Source organism: Candidatus Kaiserbacteria bacterium, from assembly GCA_016699245.1.
Classification (GTDB): Bacteria; Patescibacteriota; Minisyncoccia; order Phycocordibacterales; family UBA918; genus Damh-18.
This window is the reverse complement of record CP064968.1, coordinates 348,788-368,588: the sequence shown is the minus strand read 5'-3', so window position 1 is coordinate 368,588 and position 19,801 is coordinate 348,788. Positions and strand designations below refer to the sequence as shown.

Sequence of the window (19,801 nt, the reverse complement as noted above, 5' to 3'; positions counted from 1 at the left end):
TAATTATAGTTGAGCCGTACTCTCTTTTGAGTATTGGCTCCCTTCATCGTGTGGTGAATTATTTCACGCAAAAAGTAGGAGACAAATTTAAAAAACTGATATTTAAAGCGCCGAAATGGAGAGTGTGGCGTTTTACTGTTGATGATAATTTTTTGAGTACATACAAGCCATTATCTCTTCGTATTTTTTCTGGATACTCGTTTATTGTTCTTCCAATTTTGCTCCTTGCTATCCATGTTTTCGTGTTTGCTAATACTGAAGATAAAACTCAGTTTGAATTTGAAACACTCAATATTTATCCCGACACGATCGAGAGTTCTGGTTGGAATAATGTTGGCGGTTTGTATAGTCATGACCTAAATCAAGATTCACTCTACCAAGAATTTAATAATCAAAACTCTGCTTCACTTAGCGATGGGAGTGAGCAAGTTGAACAATTCATAAATGACCAAGACAACCAACAAACTGATTCCGTTGATTCTAATTCAGGAAACACTGAAGAACCTTCTTCGTCTAATCCTGAAACAGAGGAATCTGCTGGTGAAGCAATTGATGTTATTGATGTAACGGAACCGTCAGAAGATTCTGTTGTTGCAGAACCAGCTGAAGAATCGTCAAATCAAGCAGACGAGTCAAATGAGGAAAATGCAACAAGCGAATCTGCACCTGATACATCAGTTGAGACGTCTGAGGAGGTGCAAGCTCATGAGACTACTCAACAATCAAAAAAACTTGCTCAGTACCTCTCTCCCTATTTTGTGACACGGTTGGTTACTGAAGCACTGCCCCTTGCAAATTTTATTGATGAAGCACCGATTGAAGAACAAATTACCCTAGAAGTTTCTGATGAGAATGTTACCGATGAAGTTGTCGAGGATGTAACTACACCTACCTCGCAAGAAATGGTAACTGAAGATCAGACGACACCTATTGAACCAGAAGTTACCGAGGATGTAGATGCTGGTATTGAGACTGTCGATGTGGTGGAAGAGGGCATTCAAGAAGAAATTGCAGAAAATGCAGCGGAAGAGGTTTCACCACAGGAGCCAACAGAAGCAAATCTTGATGCATATAGTTGCACTATTATCACTGATTGTGCGATGCCAATACTTGAATTTAGTGGTTTTACAGTCCCAGATTTTGAGGGGGTTACCAAAGTTGAAAGTGCGCAGTTGCGTATTTCAGTTGGTGCACAACGCCCAGAGTCAGCAGAGACTTTTTCTCATCTTCGACTCGTGTATAGTTTTGATCACACAACATGGGCTGATGCAGGAACAATTGTGATTGATGATGAGATTTCAAATGCACTCAATGGTGGATACTTTTTGTTTGCACTTCCAAGCAACATTGATAATGAAGCACTCCGTGCACTTACCGTGCGCGTAGCATATGAAGGAGACACTGTAGTTCCACCCGAGTTGTATATCGATAGTGTATGGGTTGAGGTGAATGCAGTTTCATTTTATGAGACAGAATTAGGAGAGACTGATCTCGATGAAATTGAATACGAGCGATCACTTATAACTCCAACGTATAACGATTTACTCGAACCCGTTTCCGATTTTCTTGCTGATGATTTGCCAGTATTCCAATTCAAATATCGTTCTCAGGAAAATATTATTGAGAGATTCTTCGAATTCCTTTTTAGTGATTCAAAGGAATATGCAATAGTCAAAACGAGACTTAATCATGCTCTCTATGGAGATGTCGAAGTTCCTTCTCAAATTGAGTATAACGACAATGGTACATGGACTCTCAGTTTTCTTGAGTATCCACAAAAGATGCATCCTGGAAAATATGTACTCACGATGGATATAGAAGAAGATGGGAACACTTACACAGACCAGATTGAGTTTTACTGGGGAGTACTTGCAATCAATAGTACTAAATCGATGTACCACAAGGGCGAACCCGTTTCGCTTAACATGGCTGCACTTACGGAAACAGGAGACACTATTTGTCACGCACACCTTGTGCTCACCATCACCTCTCCATCACATATCGTGTACGATGTACCCGTGAGCGAAGGAGGCGATTGTGGGCCAAATAATGTTACCGATGTACCTGATTATCTTGCTCAGTTTACTAACACAGATGAAATTGGTGAATACCACATATCACTTTCACATTTCAACAAAGATGGACAAGAAGTACATCACACAAAAGATATCTTTGAAGTACGCGAGTATATTCCATTTGATATTGAACGTACCGCACCAACACGTATCTATCCTCCAGCTCCATACACCGTGTCGCTCCACATAACGGCGAACCGAGAATTCAATGGCGTGATTTCTGAAGCACTTCCACGTGGTTTTGAAATTGTTGATGCCGGTGGTGGCTCTCTTACAACATTGGGGGATGTGAATTATCTCACGTGGGATGCCACACTTCATGAAGGAGATGAGCTTACACTCACGTACATGTTTGATGCTCCTGACGTCAGTCCGTACCTATACCTCCTTGGACCTCTCGATATGGATGGATTCAAGGAATTACGCGCATGGCAAATTGCATCGGATGCACTGAGTGGTGTTGCGTGGCTTGAGGGGACACAATCAGAAAATGGTACAAATTTGAATAGTTTGCCATCGCGTATGCTTTGGAGTACAAGCACGGTTGATACGTACTACTATAGGCACTCGACCACTACTCAGTCTGAGCGAGTTACCCTTAGACGCTCAGGAGACTACTACTTTGCGGTAACTCTCCCTCAGCAACGAGCGGATGCAAACGCAAACTTTACCCGAATAGGGATAGAAGTCAGAGTAAATGGTGTTGCGGTACCTCAAGGACTTGGAAGAAGTGGATGGATTCGAGGAAATAATAACCATTCTGAATCATCATCACACGCAAGTTTCTTGCTTACGAACGCACAACCAGATGATTACGTCGAAGTGTATGTGCAAGACCTTACTTCGATTGGTGCTGACACGGTAAATGTTACCGGTCAAGCAAGTATGTACATTGAGTATATACCTGCATCAAATAATGTCTTTGCGGGGACAGCGACGAGTACCGTTGCGTCAACAACTCTTAATACCGCATCCTCTTCTCCACTTACCTGGACAGAGACACGACAAGATGTTGCTGGTTTTTCGCACTCAGATTCACTCAATCCCGAAAACATTATAATTAGTAACCCCGGTACCTACATGGTACAGGTCAGTGTACCGCTTGAGACAAACCGTGCATCATCGGTAGCTATGAATGTGCTCGGAAGGGTTCTTCTGAATGGTGTACAAGTACCAGGGGGTGTATTTTCACAAGGGCTTGCCTATGGTAATGCTGTGGGTGGTTCAAATGACTTTTATTCTTCAATACACTGGTCGGGAATTGTTATTGCAACAACGACAAACCAAGTACTCACGATTACAACCGAGCAAGAAGCAAGTGCGGGAACGACCACGGTACCGGCAGGATTTGTTGGTTCTATCTTCATTAAAGAAATTCCAAGCGATGATACCATTGTGCTTCGAGGTAGAAACCTCGCAAGCACAACAAACTGGAGTGTCACTCCAGCTCAAAAACTACTGTGGGACACTCGCCCTGTCTATGATTCGGTAACCTTTACTCATGCCACAACATCTTCTTCAACGATGGGAGATATCATTGTAAATGAATCGGGTGATTATCTTCTTTCTTATAATGATGCTCTCACATCAGCGAACAACTACAGGAATACACGCATTTCAGTTGAAGTTGATGGTGTTCCTATATCTGGAGCACAGACAAAGTCACAGATTATTCGAAACGCAGGTAATCATAGCGACTCATCTGGTGCCCTTGTGTACTTGCTCCGAGGACTTATGGCGGGCCAAGTCGTGAGAGTTATGGTTGATGAAGAGGCAAATACAGGCGGTACTACAAATGATGTCACCGATGCCGTGCTTATGCTCTGGAAAAAGGCAGAACTCAATCTTGAACCACAAACTATTACTTTTTACGATACACCGTTTGACAGTATTCGATATTCATCCACAACACCAAAGTTTGAGTTTTCATCCGTTGATCCCGACGGCACTTCTGATGTGGTATATGAAATTTCGTGGTCAACATCTACATCATTTGCAGCATCGACAACAAAAACAACGGGAGTGGATGCTGGTTTTACCAATACTGCGTCATCAAGTGATACAAGCCCATTTGTTGAAGGTAATCGTATTCGCTATCAGGTAGAGGCAGGTGATGCATTTGCATTTGATTCGGTTTATTACTGGCGAGTTCGCGCGCGAGATGTAACCGGCTCAGGAAATTATGGAGACTGGTCGAGTATTCAGAGTATGACGATTACGAGTGGCATTGAGACACAGGATTGGTATCAGACCGTTGATGGTCAATTTGATACCAATACACTTGTTGGCACAAATAGTAATGGTAATGGAAGTATTGAAGTGACCGTTGATGATAACACTGAGGTTCTTTTTGCTTACGCAGAATCAGGAAACACAACACTTCAGTATAGGCTCTGGGATGGGACTGCGTGGGGGATAGAACAGGATGCACTTGATGTGGGAGGCAATATCAATTGGGTGGTAACCGATGCAGCACCAACACGGGATGAGTATATTGCCGGCACGCTTGATGCAAATAATGATATTAATTTCCAGGTGTACACTGCAGCTTCATCGACACCATGGAATCACCTCTATGAACTGACGACGACTGCAAGTAATGCTTCAAGACGAGGATTGGCGGTAGCGTATGAGACGGGTTCTGGAGATGCGCTTGCAATTGGTTGTGATGGAGATGCTGATCCATTCTATAGAATTTGGGATGGTTCTAATTGGTCTGCTACGGGGACGGTAGACATGAATAGTGTCAATAATTGTGAAATGCTTACCCTCGCATCTGACCCGACATCCGATGAAATTATTCTTGTTGCTCGTGATACCGGAGCACAATACGAGGCGCAAGTATGGGATGGAAATACATGGCTTCCAGGAAGTTCACAGATTCTCGGTTCAATGCAAGCAGGAGACGAAACCAAGGAGGGTCTCTCAGTGGTGTATGAAGCATCAGGTCACCAAGCAATTGTCGTGACGACCAATGGTTCAGGAAACAACTTCCTTTGGAATAGTTGGAACGGGTTAATATGGGGATCGAATACACCGGTAACATTACAAAATGATTTTGAAAACGGTCGACTTGTTGCTGATGAAGGTACCGATCGCATTGCGCTCTGCTACATAAATGACTCTAACTATATTGGTGCAGTTATGTGGGATGGAAATGGGTGGGGTTCAAACAGAAATCTTATACTAACCGGAAATGATGACCGTGGACGTGCCGTGGATTGTGAATTTGAGACATCTGCAGGACGTGATGGAAATATCATTGCTCCATACTCGGATACTGGTGTTGATGGTGACTACCACGGCGTGTACACAGGTGCATGGGCGACCTCAACAGGGTCTGATATTAACGACTCATTCTGGGTGCAAACAATACGCACTGGTGATGGGCTTATTCTTGGAATGCATTTTGATGATGAAACTGATGATATCGATTTTACGTATTGGAATGGTACCTCGTGGTCTACTCCACACGAGACACTTGAAGACACTCCTTCATCAGTAACCGTTCCAACGTATGAAACGGGTATGATGGCAGCACGTCGTTTTGTGAGTGAGACGGGTACTGTGGTGTCAACTCCTATTCGTCATAGTGCACAGACCGGTCAACCAACATGGGGTGATGTTTATTTTTCAACTACGGAAACATCCGGAACCAATGTAACCCTGCAAGTATATTATTCAAGCACGACCACCTGTGATACACCGATTCCAGACGGTGTCTTACTCGGAAATGCTGTCGGTTTCGATGCCACCAGTAGTCCCATAAATATATCGGGCATTTCGACGACGACATACAATGAGATTTGTCTTAAAGCGACACTCGTGCAGAATAGTGGAACATCACCAACACTCAACAGTTGGCGCGTAACATGGGAGCGTAGCCCAATTGTTGCCCAGAATAGTTTTCGGTGGTACGTAAACGGAAGTTTTTTCACTCCGACTGACCCATGGCCATTAGGGGTTAATGACCTCGCTGAGTTTACATCACTCTCAAGTAGTGAATCAATTGATTTGGGTGAAAAAATTCGACTGAGGATGTCGCTCAACGTTTCAAACGTGAACCTTCCTACCTCAACTGACGCATTTAAATTACAGTATGCGGAAGGTGCTTCGTGCTCGCTCCTTAATGGGTGGGTGGACGTTGGCGCAATCGGAAGTACTACAGCCCTATGGAGAGGGTATGGGAATGCAATTGTGGGAAGCGATTGGTATAGTGGCAACTGGGGAAGACGAGTGAAGATTATTGTCGATAGTGATCTTGTGGTGGGGAGCATCACTGATTTTCCTGTGTACGTAAATCTCGCAGACCTTCCTTCTGGATTTTTCAGTGCGGTCCAATCTGATGGAGATGATATTAGGGTAACCGGATCAAATGGAATCACAGAATTGCCATTCGAACTTGTATCGATAAATACCAGTGCACTCACGGGAGAGTTGCACTTTAAAGCAAACCTTTCTTCAACGACTGATTCAGAGTTTTTCATTTACTACGGGAATGCCACCGCGACGCCCTATGGCGCAACTGCGACGTATGGCTCAGAAAATGTATGGACTAATAATTTTGAATCCGTGCATCACTTCAAAGAAAATCCCGGAGGCTCTGCGCCACAGATGTATGATAGTACCGGAAATGGTCATAATGCGACCACCGACCTCATGGACGCTACAAACGCTACGAGTGGACGAATGGGGAATGGTATTGATGCGAATGGTACCAACGAATCCGTTGTTGCCCCTGGTTTTACGGGGCTTGGGACAGTAAATACCGCATACGGTATGGGTATATGGTTTAAGCCGGATACTGGTGAGACTGATGGAAACATTATTGGTATGTCTCAACTTAACCCACCAAACAGTTGGCGCCTTCCACCGCTTTCACTGAATGGAGGTTTCCTCCAGGGAATAAGTTGGACAGGAACCCAGTCGACCGCTATTGGTACCACAACGGTGACGCAAAACCAATGGCATCAAGGATACACCACATGGAATGCAGCAACAGGACTCAAAACGTATCTTGACGGAAGTATAGCGCGCACCGTTGCTCAAGGGACATATACCGCAAGTGGAGCTTCAAACTTCCTCCATATTGCGGGAGATGTCAATGCTGGTGCGGGAGATGAAGGACATTTTGATGGGAAAGTGGATGAACTTCGTGTGTATACGACGATAGTCGCCGCAAACTGGATTAGTACTGAGTTCAATAACATCTCAAATGCGACTGGGTTTTACGATATTTCGAGTGAAGAACTTATCAGTGATGGTCGTGAAATTCCCTCAACACTTTTGACTGCATCTGATGTACCTGAAACATACGAAGAGCAAAATCCTACCTTTGACAATGTGAGTGCTATTCCTGCAAATATGGATGGAGAGTGGGATTTTGTACTTGAAAATAATAACGCAAGCTCTTCTACTGAATACTGTTTCCGCCTTGTGTATAGCGATGGTGAACTGCTCAATGAGTACCTGTACTATCCGCAACTCATCACCAACGCACCACCACTTGTTCCTACACTCTCGTTACCATTTAACAATGAGAAAGTAGCATCCGCGACACCATTTTTCGAATTTGTAACGGACGATGAGGCAAGTGATGAAATCACGTATAACATACAAATTGATACTGACTACACTTTTAGTGGTCCTCCGTACATCAGTCAAGATTCAGAAACACATGCCTCACCATTTTCTAATCTGACCGTTTCCTCTGACAAAGATCCATTTACAAGTGGACAGACAATACGATATATTCCTGAGACATCACTTGTGCCGGGAACAACGTATTGGTGGCGTGTCCGTGCAAAAGACCCTGGTGGCTCAAATACATATAGCGAGTGGTCCGAATTACACAGCTTTACCTATGATCCAGCCGTTACCGTGACGACGTGGTTCCAGACAACTGACGATCAGTTTGGTACTGATATACTCGAAGACGCAACACCAAATGATGCTGGGAATGACGTGCGCCTTACCCCGTCATACAATTATGCAACGGTGACAACCGAGGGTATCGATTTTGATGATGGTGATCCTTCGCGGGGGAATGCATGGGGAACACTCACATTTACCGATCAAAATGATGTCACCTATAGTCTCGAATATCTGTCGGGAGCAGTGTGGGCACTCATTCCCGACGCAGATTTACCTGGTAATAGTACTGGATTCACTTCAGGAACGACATCACTTTTGGGACTTGATACCGATATATATAATGAGATACGCATTCGTGCGGTGTTGAGTGACGCATCTGGTGAACCGCGTCTCCAAGATTGGACGCTCTCATGGGGAAATCGTGTTGACGCTCCGACACTCATATCTCCATTCAATAACGCAAAAGTCGCGACGAGGACACCGACGTTTACCTTTGTAACGACAGAACCAGACGATAATACACTTGAATATGAATTTTCATTTTCAACGTCATCAACATTTACTGCATCAACGACCTATCTCTCAAGTGCATCTGGATTTAGAGACTTGGTGACTCCTGCATCATCCAGTCCTTTTGCATCGGGTCATACTATTTCTTACACCATTCAGCCAGCTAATGTGCTCACAAGTAGTTCAACCTACTGGTGGCGTGTTCGCGCACGAAATACTGCTTTTTCATTATGGTCAGAACCATATAGTTTTACGGTTGATGAATCGATTGTGGTCTCCACGTGGTTCCAGACTACCGGTGCACAATTTGATACCGACACCCTCACGACAACACAAGGAAACGCCCTTCTTGGACAGGCTCAGATTGATACCACACTGCATGAGGCGATGGTTGCATATGGTGAAGGGTCGGTGCAATCACCGAAGTATCGTCTGTGGGATGGTACAGGGTGGAGTGAAGAACTACCCGCGGAAAGTGTTGGAGCGCAGATAGATACTGTGGCACTTGTATCATCACCGACACGTAATGAGTATGCACTTGCAACTCTTGGTACTGATGGTGATACCAATATCCAGATTTATGATGGTGGGTCGTGGGATCTTCCGCATGAAATCAGTGTAACGAGTGCCGACACAAATATGCGTGGCTTTGATGTTGCCTATGAGACTGATTCGGGAGAGCTTCTCGCTGTCGCGTGTGATGGAACTGAGGCTGTCTTTGATGTGTGGGATGGTGCGAGTTGGACCGGTACATCAACGCTCCCGCTTTCGAACACGAATTCGTGTATGTGGGTAAAGTTGGTGTCTAATCCTGATGCAACTTCGGATGAAATTATCTTGGTAACCCGTAGTAGTAATGCGAGTACGAACGATTATGAAGTACAGGTATGGGATGGTTCGGCATGGGATGGTGTCAATAAACTTCAATTTGGAGAGATGGATGAAAATGCACATGAGGGAATCGCGGTCGAATATGAAGAATCAGGAGATCAGGCAGTTGTGGTGGTTTCTAATTGGACGAATCCTCGTTTTATGTACTCAACATGGAATGGTAGTTCGTGGGTCGCAACATCCTCAGCAACGGGTACCGTAACACTTGGTAATGACTTTGAATGGGGAACTCTGAGTCGCGATGAGGGGACTGATCGGCTTGCCTTGTGTTATATAGACGAGAACAATGACATGGGATTGGTAATTTGGAATGGTTCATCTTGGGGTGTGTTTAACGAGTTTGAAACACTTGGGAATGCAAAACAAGGTCGACCAGTTTCATGCCAGTTTGAGACTATCGGAGCACGTGATGGATACATCATGATTCCGTATAGCGATGATGGTGCGGGGGGTATTGGGGATGGTGGAAAATACCAGTATTATGCAACAAGTTCATTTTCTGGTGAAATTGATTTGGGTACCATCGAAGATTCATACAATGTCATTAGTTCCCGAGCAGCTGATGGTACTATACTCGCACTGTATCTCGACGACGTTGCGGATGATTATGTATTTACTGCATGGGATGGTTCAAATTGGTCGACACAAGAAATTCTTGATACCAATCCGTCCGTGACCGGTACACCATTTAACGAATCTATTGCGCTTGCCTCACGTAAGTATCCTGCATTTACCTCAGGCGCACTTCGTTCGACGATTATTGATTATGATGATGGTGTGGGCCCAAGATGGGAACGAGTTCGTTTTACTGACTCAACACCAGGTGCAAGTTCTATTACGTATCGAGTGTACTACAAAACAAGTACGACAACATTGCTTGTTCCAGAGGTATACTTGCCTGGAAATAGTGCTGGATTCACATCATCTCCGATAGATCTTTCCTTACTCAATAAGGTAATACATAACCAACTCCTTCTTGATGCTGAATTTGAGTGTGTGCTCGGTGTATGTCCGACACTTGCTGATTGGGCAGTTGAATGGGCAGAGGGTATCGATATTTCCGGATACGCGTATGAGTACGACACGACAACTCTTGTAACGAGTGGTTCAGTCTCTGTGGTGGTGAATGGAGAACTGCAGGTTGGAAAGACGGGAAGTATTCTTGGCGATGGGTCATGGATGATAGAAAACGTGACTGCGTTTGAAGGGGATGAGGTACTCGTGTTTATTGACGGGGTGGTGGCAGATGCAGACGAAGCCCTCGCTGCTGCAACCTACGATGGAGTGGGAGATATGGCAGGACTTCAGCTTTCAAAACGCCACTTCACTATAGGATCAAGTGATTCGGGTACGACAACACATGCAGGTCTTTCCGGATATGACGTCACTGACAATGAAAATATCTTCATGAGTGTGAGTAGTAATGACCTTACGCTGTGTGCCGATAGTGGTTGTGCTGATGCTCGGCTTATTGTCAAATCAAATGCGACGTATCAACCAGGGTCTGGGGCCGATGCGGTGGTACATGACTTCCTCAACTATGGTAGATATATACCAAATGGCAATACACTCCGTGTCAGTGGATCATGGTATGACTACGGAACAACAACTGCGGGAACTTCAACACTTATCTTTACTGCAACCACTTCCTCAGAGACGGTGACGACCGCATCTTCCTCGTACAACTTCTATAATGTCACTTTCGGGGAGACGCTCGGTTCTGCACTTTGGAGTATCACTAAGCCACTCGACGTAAACGGTACTCTCGCCGTTGATTACGGAACACTTTCGCGAGGGACGTCCTCTATCGCTATTGCGCAGAATGCACGTATTAGTACAGGAGGAGTGCTTACCGGTCTTGGAACCACAACGTTCGACGGCTCCGGAAATTACACATGGACTGATACCAGTGCTAGTTCGTCGAATATCGGACGCGTGGTTGTTGATGGTGTTGGGCTCACGGTCACGCTTGGGGGAAATGCCCGTGCTCAATCGATTTTTATTGGGAACGATGACACACTCAATGCATCGAATGGTGGATATACACTCTCTGTACTCGGTTCGTGGACAAATAACAATTCCTTCGTACCACTAAACGGCACAGTCGCCTTTATTGGTACCACCACAGAAACTATTCGAACAGGAGGTTCGTCATTCAATAATCTCACGTTCAATGCAACAGGAACATGGTACTTTGCGAGTTCAACTCTGGGACTCACGGGAAGTCTCACTATTGCAACAGGAACTGTAACGCTTCCTACGGGGACCACTACCATTGGAGGTTCATTCCTCAATGCAGGGGGAACATTCCTTCACAACAATGGTGTCGTCATTATGAATAGTACGGTAGCTGGACGTACCATTACGCTTGGTGGGACACCATTCCTCAATGCTCTCTACAATCTTTACTTTACCGGGTCAGGTTCATGGACATTTTCTGAGTCACATGCAACCACTTCAAATGATCTTCGTATACAAAGTGGTTCGGTGACAATGCCCACAGGCTCACTTACTGTAGGGGGTGATCTGGTGACAACAGGCTCTGGTTCCTTTGCTCATGCCGGAGGTGAAATTATTTTCCTGGTGAGAGGCTCAGACAGTATTACGACAAACGGATCATCACTTAATAATGTTCGTACTCGAGGAGTGACAGGAGCCTCATGGCTCAACAGTGCGTGGAGCTACCGCTTACCGCTTACTGTGCAAGCACTAAAGGTTGCCTCATCGACAACAGGGTTTCCGGTATATGTAAAACTTTCAGATCTCCCCAGTGCATTTTTTGCGAATGTGAAATCTGATGGAGGTGATATACGTATTACGAAGAGTGATGGTATCACCGAAGTTCCCTTTGAATTGGTGTCTATCAATACCGGTGCATCAACAGGTGAGCTGTACTTCAAGGGAGATATATCCTCTTCTACAAACACAACCTTCTATGTGTATTACAAAAATGCAAGCGCAAGCGGGTATGCATCGACCTCATCATATGGAAGAAATAATGTATGGACGAATGGCTATGTTGCAGTGCTCCACATGGAAGAAAATCCAGGAGGAACCGCTCCTCAGATGACTGACAGTACGTCAGGAGCACGCTCGGGAACAACCTTCGGTATGGCAGCGGGTGATCAGGTGGCAGGTCAATTTGGGAATTCGGTGAATCATGATGGTGGTGCAACTGATCGCGTGCGAGCAGGGAGTTTTGCAAACTTAGGAACCGTAAATAAGCCATATGCAATTTCTGTCTGGTTTAATGCTGATACCGGTGAGACTAATGGTAACCTGCTCCATGTTTCAAGCGGAGCTGATGGTTCTGGGTGGTGTCTGCCCATGCTCGCAATATCGGGTAGTGTTATTCAAGCAATCAGTTGGACCGGAAGCCAGGTGACTGCACTCGGTACGACTGCTATTACTCAAAATTCATGGAATCAAACATATGCAACCTGGAATGCTACTTCGGGACTGCAAGTGTATTTGAATGGTGTGCGTGAGAAAACGACTGCTCAAGGTACATTCACCGCAAGTGGTGCTTCAAATTATATTCACACTGGTTTTAACTACGGTTCGTGTGCAGGAAATACGGGAGCATTCGACGGCAAAATTGACGAAGTTCGTGTGTACAATGAACATAAGCCTGCAAGTTGGATCCAGACGGAATACAACAACCAGGCAAGTACGACGAGTTTCTATACAATCGGTGTGTCAGAGGAACCTCGCGTACGTACGTTCTCTGATACCAATGCAACGATACTTGGTAACTATATTGCTGAAACAGGAAGTGATGTAGTATTTCCAACAGGAATACTTTCTGTTGGGGGTTCATTCGATAACGACGCTACATTTTCTGCAAATAGCGGTACTGTACGGTTTAATTCAACCGCCGGGAGTGAAACAATCTCTTCTGGTGCCTCACCGTTTGCAACACTCGACTTCAATAGCGCTTCTGGCAATTTCACACTCGTTGACAGTGCTACTGCTACCGTCGTGACACTGACACAAGCACTTCAGTTTACTGCAGCAAGTAACACGACACTTACTGCAACGAGTTCATTTACAAATCAAATGGTGGCAGCCTCAACCACATGGACTGGTGCAACGCTCAAACTTACGGGGAATACTTCTATGTCACTTAACGCAAAATCGCATGGAGGTGATACATACGGAATACTTATGGGTACGGGATCCACAAAAGTTTCAATGTGGAATTCTTCTGCGAATATATACACAACGTTGGGGACATCATCTATATACTCCCAAGATCATGCCGGGGCTGATGGAGATCTATATCTGTTTGGTCAATATACACGTACGAGTGGTACGGAACACTGGAGCTATGCAACTGATTTTGATGGTGCGCTTCTCAGTACCTCAACCTCTCGTCAAGTAGATGTCCGCTTTGCAAGTGGTACCTCTGCAGTTTTTGATGCGAGTACGCTCAGTATCCTTGCGACATCCTCAGCAACAACATCTATTGCAAATCAAGGTGCTGGTACGTACGCGATATCGGTACTTCGCGGTACCACAACTGCGTCATTTTATGATTTTGCCAATTTCGGTCGTTCAGGGTTGGTGCTTGCGAGTTCAACGAAAGTCCTTGGACTTTCTGATGGCGCATTTACGCTTGGTATTGCATCGGGTACCGCTATGACGGTTTCATCGACCACTATTAATAATGCAACAAATTCACTTCAAATCTCTCGAGTCAATTTCTCTACGACAACAGCAATAACAGGACGTAATGTGACACAAAATGATGGAAATCCAAGTTTGTTCTGGTGGTTCCGTGATACAAGTGGGAATCTCGATGGAGAGTCATTTGATAATGACACGGGGAATCCCGGATCAATTCGATGGGATGATAGCTCACTCTCAATTGTTGTATCGGGTAGGGTATACAGTGACGATGGGGTTACGGGAATGGGTTCACCAACATGTAACGGCTCGACGCCAAATGTGAAGGTGATAGTGAATGCGGGTGAGGTTGCCACCTCAACCTGGTGTTCTGCCGTGGACGGCAGTTACAGTATTACCGTTGGAGGAATTGTGGGGGATGTCGTACTCACGACATTCCTCAACACCAATGGTGGACAGCATGGTGCAGTGGTAACCAAGACTCCGACAGGAAATATTGCGAATCACAATATCTACGCCAATAGAATTATTACCAAGCATCAAGATGTGATACCTCTCTCTATTATCGATATGGCGGTTTTTGATGGTACCGATGATACTGATTTGCGCTTTACGGCAGCAACGGGTACCGTGAATACGCTTACACTTCTCGCTAATACAGAACTTCATGTTGCCTCAAGCACCACCTTTAATGCAAATGGAGATATCACTATACGAGGAAATGCATCAACTACCTCATTTGATGGTTCTCTCCATATCGATGATAACGCAACATTCATAGGCTATGCTACTTCCACATACACGCTGGGGGGTAGTTTCTTCATGGATACCGGAGCTACCTTTAGCGCGGCATCGACGACAGTAATAATGAATGCGACCACGACCGGTAAGACCATTACGACAACGGCAATTCAAGAAATTGGATTTAATACGCTCACCTTTAATGGGGTCGGGGGTGCGTGGAATATAAATGGTGATATTCGTGTACAAAACGGCATTGCACTGACACAGGGTACTGTGACGGGAACTGCGGATATTACGGTTATGAACGGTTCCCTCGCTGGTAACGGTACACTATCTATGGGAAGTGGCACAACAACTATTGATCAGACCAACACACTCGGTGGCACAACACCATGGACATTTGGCAATCTCGTTTTAGGTAATGGTGCGAACGTGGGTACGACAACTCCTAGTGCCGCTACGACCACAGTCCTTGGGAAGCTCACTATTAATGGGGCGCACTACCTTCAGGGTGGTAGTTCAATATGGAATCTTGCGGGTACTGGAAATGTGTTTACCGAAAGCGGCACCTTCCTTGAAGATACTACTACCGTACGTTATTCAGGAATCGGTGCTACCAATGTCATCGGAACAACATACTACAACCTTGAACTCATGGCGCAGGGAAATTCTCCCACATATACTGCTGTTGGTCTCGGTATGATTGTGTCGAATAATCTGACTGTAGGTGGTGCTACGACCACAGCACTCAATTTTAGTACCAACAACACTGTTCTTGATGTCAATGGAAATGTACTCATTACGAATACGGGTACCTTTGTAGGAAGTGGAAGCGCATCAACCACGATTGCGGGTAATTGGACTAACAATGGCACGTTTACCGGTAGTGGTGGTACAGTCACCTTTGATGGGGCGGGTAGTAGTGCTATTAATGCAGGCAACTCACCATTCAGTAGTCTGTCATTGAATGGCACCGGTACCTACACTATTACGGACCACGCTACCACGACGAGTGCATTCACTCTCAGAAATGCAAGTGCATTTACCCTCGCAAGTGGCAAAGCTCTTTCTGTGGGAGGCATCTTCACGAATGAGCTCGGTGGTGCTACCACCGACTGGACGGGAAGTACACTGGCACTGGTGAGTGGCACTAACTACAGCATGAATGCGAAGACTATAAGCGATACCTACGAAACACTCCTTGTGGGCGCAAATACCGACATTCGTATGTGGAATAGCAACGCGACGACATACACGGTAGACGGCACTGGTTCACTCTATTCACAGGATCATGCAGACCAGCCTGGAGAACTTTATGTATATGGAAACTATCCGGGAAGTGGCACTGCTGATTACTGGAGTTATGCAACAGACTTTGATGGTGTTCCTCTCGGTGGCTCCTCGCGTACTGCGGATGTGTATTTCGCAAGTGGCGCAAGTGCCACGATATTGAGTGGAAATCTTGCTGTTATCGGCAGTCCAACAGGATCGACGACAATTCAAAATCAGGGAAGTGGTACATACAGTATCCGCATCGGAGGTACGGCATCGACTACATGGAATTATTACAGAATTCGTAATACAGATATCAGCGGTCTTACTTTTAGTGGTACACCAAATATCGTCTCTCTCTCGTACGGTGACTATGAAGTTTCACAGAATAGTGGAAGCGCAATTACCGTAGGTGGAACTGCAATTCAAGTGAGAACATTAGTGAATACATACTTTGGAACTTCTGGTGCATCACCTGCATATAATGTGACCGCAACAGGAACCACTCTGAATTCATGGAAGTTTACTGGACACGATGGTGCCATTGCGGGAGAAGCATACGATGTTGATCCTGGAGCAAATGGTGGAGATCCTGGATATATCGTATGGGACAATAGCTCCACCTCAATTTCTGTTTCAGGTGTGGTATATAGTGGCGAGGGTTCGGGTATATCGACTGCGTGTGATGGTTCTACTGCACTCAAACTGGTTGTTGGGGGTGTGACACAATATACAACGAGTTGTGATGGAGATGGTTTGGGAGAACAGGAGCATATATCTTTGAGGGAATATCGTTCAATATTGGAGACTCATTCATTGTGTATATTGATGGACAAGCAGAAAAAGCTGCAACTGTCTCTGAGGACACATTTTCAACTATCAGTAATTTTGACCTCTATGAGAATCGAGTAATTGTTCGTCATGAAGGTATTGACCCACTTTCGATTGCTGATATGGAGGTATGGAATTTCTCTGATGATATTGATATTCCCTTTACGGCAGTCGATGGAGCGCCTGACACACTCACCTTACCTTTGAATACAAAACTCATTGTATGGGCTGATAAAACCTTCCGTCCTGAAGGTAATGTGACGGTAAGTGGCGGAGGTGGTGGTGCGGCACACGATGGGACTGTAGAACTGTTTGCGAACGCATCTTTTGATGCAACAGGGAGCGAATCACACAGTATTGGCGGCAGCTTCATAAGTGGTTCGGGGGCAACAGTTGATGGTGAGACAGCGACATTTACCTTTACCACCTCAGGTGCTACTCGTACGATAGATACCAACGAAGCATCACTTTTCAATGCAGTTTTCAACGGCAGTGGTAGTTGGAATGTGACCAACACGGCATTCTCAATCGGAAATGATTTTACTATTACTCAGGGTACCGTAACACTTCCATCGGGTACAACTACTATTGGTGGCTCACTCACTGTTTCGGGAGGCTCGTTCAATGCAAGTGGCGGCACTATGGTGTTTACCAGTTCAGGTGCAGAAACCATTATTCCCCGTACTTCAAATTTTGGTGCACTCACCATAAATGGTTCGGGCTCATTTACTCTCGTTGGTACCAATGCGACTGCGACAAAGAGTGTGCGTATTCAGAGCGGTACATTCACGAGTGCTACCGGCACACTTGCTATAGGAAGTAACTTTGAAAACAGTGGAACCTTCACTCATGGTGGTGGAACACTCCGCTTTACCGCAACATCTTCTACACGTGTCACTGCGGGAGGCTCTGATCTTTCAAGCACCACCTTTGCGGGAAGTGGTCCGTTCACGTTTACTGACGGTAATCTTGCACTTCAGGGTTCACTCCGCATTGAAAGTGGGTCAGTAGCATTTGCTACCGGCACAATGTCAATCGGTGGTTCGCTCTTAAATCAAGGTGGCTCGTTTACGCATGCGACTACGGGCACATTGCTCTTTAATTCGTCTGATACGGGAGAAACGGTAAGTCTTGGGACGTCAACACTCAGTAATGTAGTCTTTGGAAGTGGAACTGGTGGATGGACTGTTCTCGGAAATGCAACCACCACGGGCAGTTTTGCAATTACGGGTGCATCGAGTTTTAAACAAAGTTCAAGCACACGACTCTCTGTGGGTGGTGTATTTACAAACACTGTGGGTGGCGGAGCAACAGATTGGTCTGGTAGTACACTGGTGATTAAATCAGGACTTGGCTACACCATCAATACAAAATCAACGGGAGGTGATGTGTATAACAATATTATTGTAGGCTCTTCAACGGCACTCCGTGCATGGGACAGTGCGGGTACCATTACCATGGCAGATTCACTCAGTTCATTCTACTCGCAAGACCATGCGGGAGTCCCTGGCTCGCTCTATCTCTATGGTAATTATCTTCGCACAACGGGTGCGGATTATTGGAGCTATGCGACTGATTTCGATGGTGTGAGTATGGGAGGTTCACCACGACCCGTGAATGTGTATATGGCACAGGGCGCTACCACAACCTTCACGGGAGGTACACTTAATATTGTCGGTGTAAGTGGTTCAGACACACTGATTGGTAATCAAGGAAGTGGTACCTACACTATGGATATTCTTGGTGGTGCACTCAATGCGCTGTACTACAGTTTTGATGATATGGATGCAGACGGTCTTAACGTGAATGGTAGTACGACACTTATTACATCATTGTCAGAAGGTAATTTCACTCTTGTGGTAAATGGTGGTTCACTTATTACACTCTCATCAACAACACTCAATTACAACTCGGGACTAACAATTATTGGTACTTCTTTTGCCACGACAACGGCAATTACCGGCGCAAACATTAAAGTGACAGGTACGACGACAAGTGCATGGACACTTACCGGTCACACTGGAAATCTTGATGGTGAGAACTATGATATTGATACAGGAGCCGCGTGTGGTTCGATTCAATGGGATGATAGTTTGTGTCTTCTCACACGACAGTCTGCGTATCGCTTCCGTATTGATGACGGTGGGGAAAGTGCACCTGATAGTGAATGGTATGATCTCTCCTGGACAAAGCGTAAGCGCGTCACGATTACAAATGCCGATCCAGTAGCATACACCAATGCTGTGGTAAAACTTACGGTGACGTATGAAACGGGAGATATGCAACCAGACTTTGAGGATTTGCGCTTTACCTCGAGCGATGGGACGACACTCATTTCGCACTTCATTGAAACATATACAGGAAGTACCAATGCGGTTGTATGGGTAGAAGTGCCAGCACTTGCTACTTCAACGGATACAGAAATATATATGTACTACAATAACAACGCGGTGAGCGACGGAAGCGCAGCAACAAGTACCTTTGCGTTTGCAGAGACATTCGAAGACAATAGCCTTTCTGAATATATTGGTGATTATCCTGAATTTGCAATCTCAGGAACGAGTGCATATGAACGATCGTATAAATTGGTGGCGAGTGATCCTGATAACGGTAAGACAGAATCTGGCGGTATGTATATCAGCGGTAATGTCGTACAACAAGGGCAGACACTTCGCACGATGGCATACATTGATACTGCATCAGGCTCTGGTGATGAAATGTGTACACTCTTTGGCACACAGGATCAAACACACAATTATGCTGTTTGCCTTGAACTCTTCGGTGTTGACCGTCTTTCTCTCGCAAAGAACGTGCTGCATCGTGACACCTCAGGTACCGTGCTTGCATCGACCACGGTAACGTACAGCACCGGTTGGTATGAGATAGAGGTTGATTGGGATACTGATGACCTTATGTTGGTGATTGTGTCAAAAATGGAACGTTGTTGCTACAACGAGTGCAATAGATGGTAGTAG

General features: G+C 45.4%; 2 protein-coding genes. Both read left to right on the top strand.

The window, feature by feature from the left end; translation table 11 throughout:
* Nucleotides 1-26: 26 nt before the first annotated feature.
* A complete protein-coding gene (locus IPH92_01660; GenBank protein ID QQR65269.1) occupies nucleotides 27-16,907 on the top strand; it encodes a hypothetical protein in 16,881 nt (5,626 codons plus the stop codon).
* On the top strand, nucleotides 16,814-19,798 hold the full coding sequence (locus tag IPH92_01655; GenBank protein ID QQR65268.1) for a DUF2341 domain-containing protein: 2,985 nt from the start codon (nucleotides 16,814-16,816) through the stop codon (nucleotides 19,796-19,798). The genes IPH92_01660 and IPH92_01655 overlap by 94 nt, the downstream gene beginning before the upstream one ends.
* Nucleotides 19,799-19,801 lie beyond the last annotated feature (3 nt).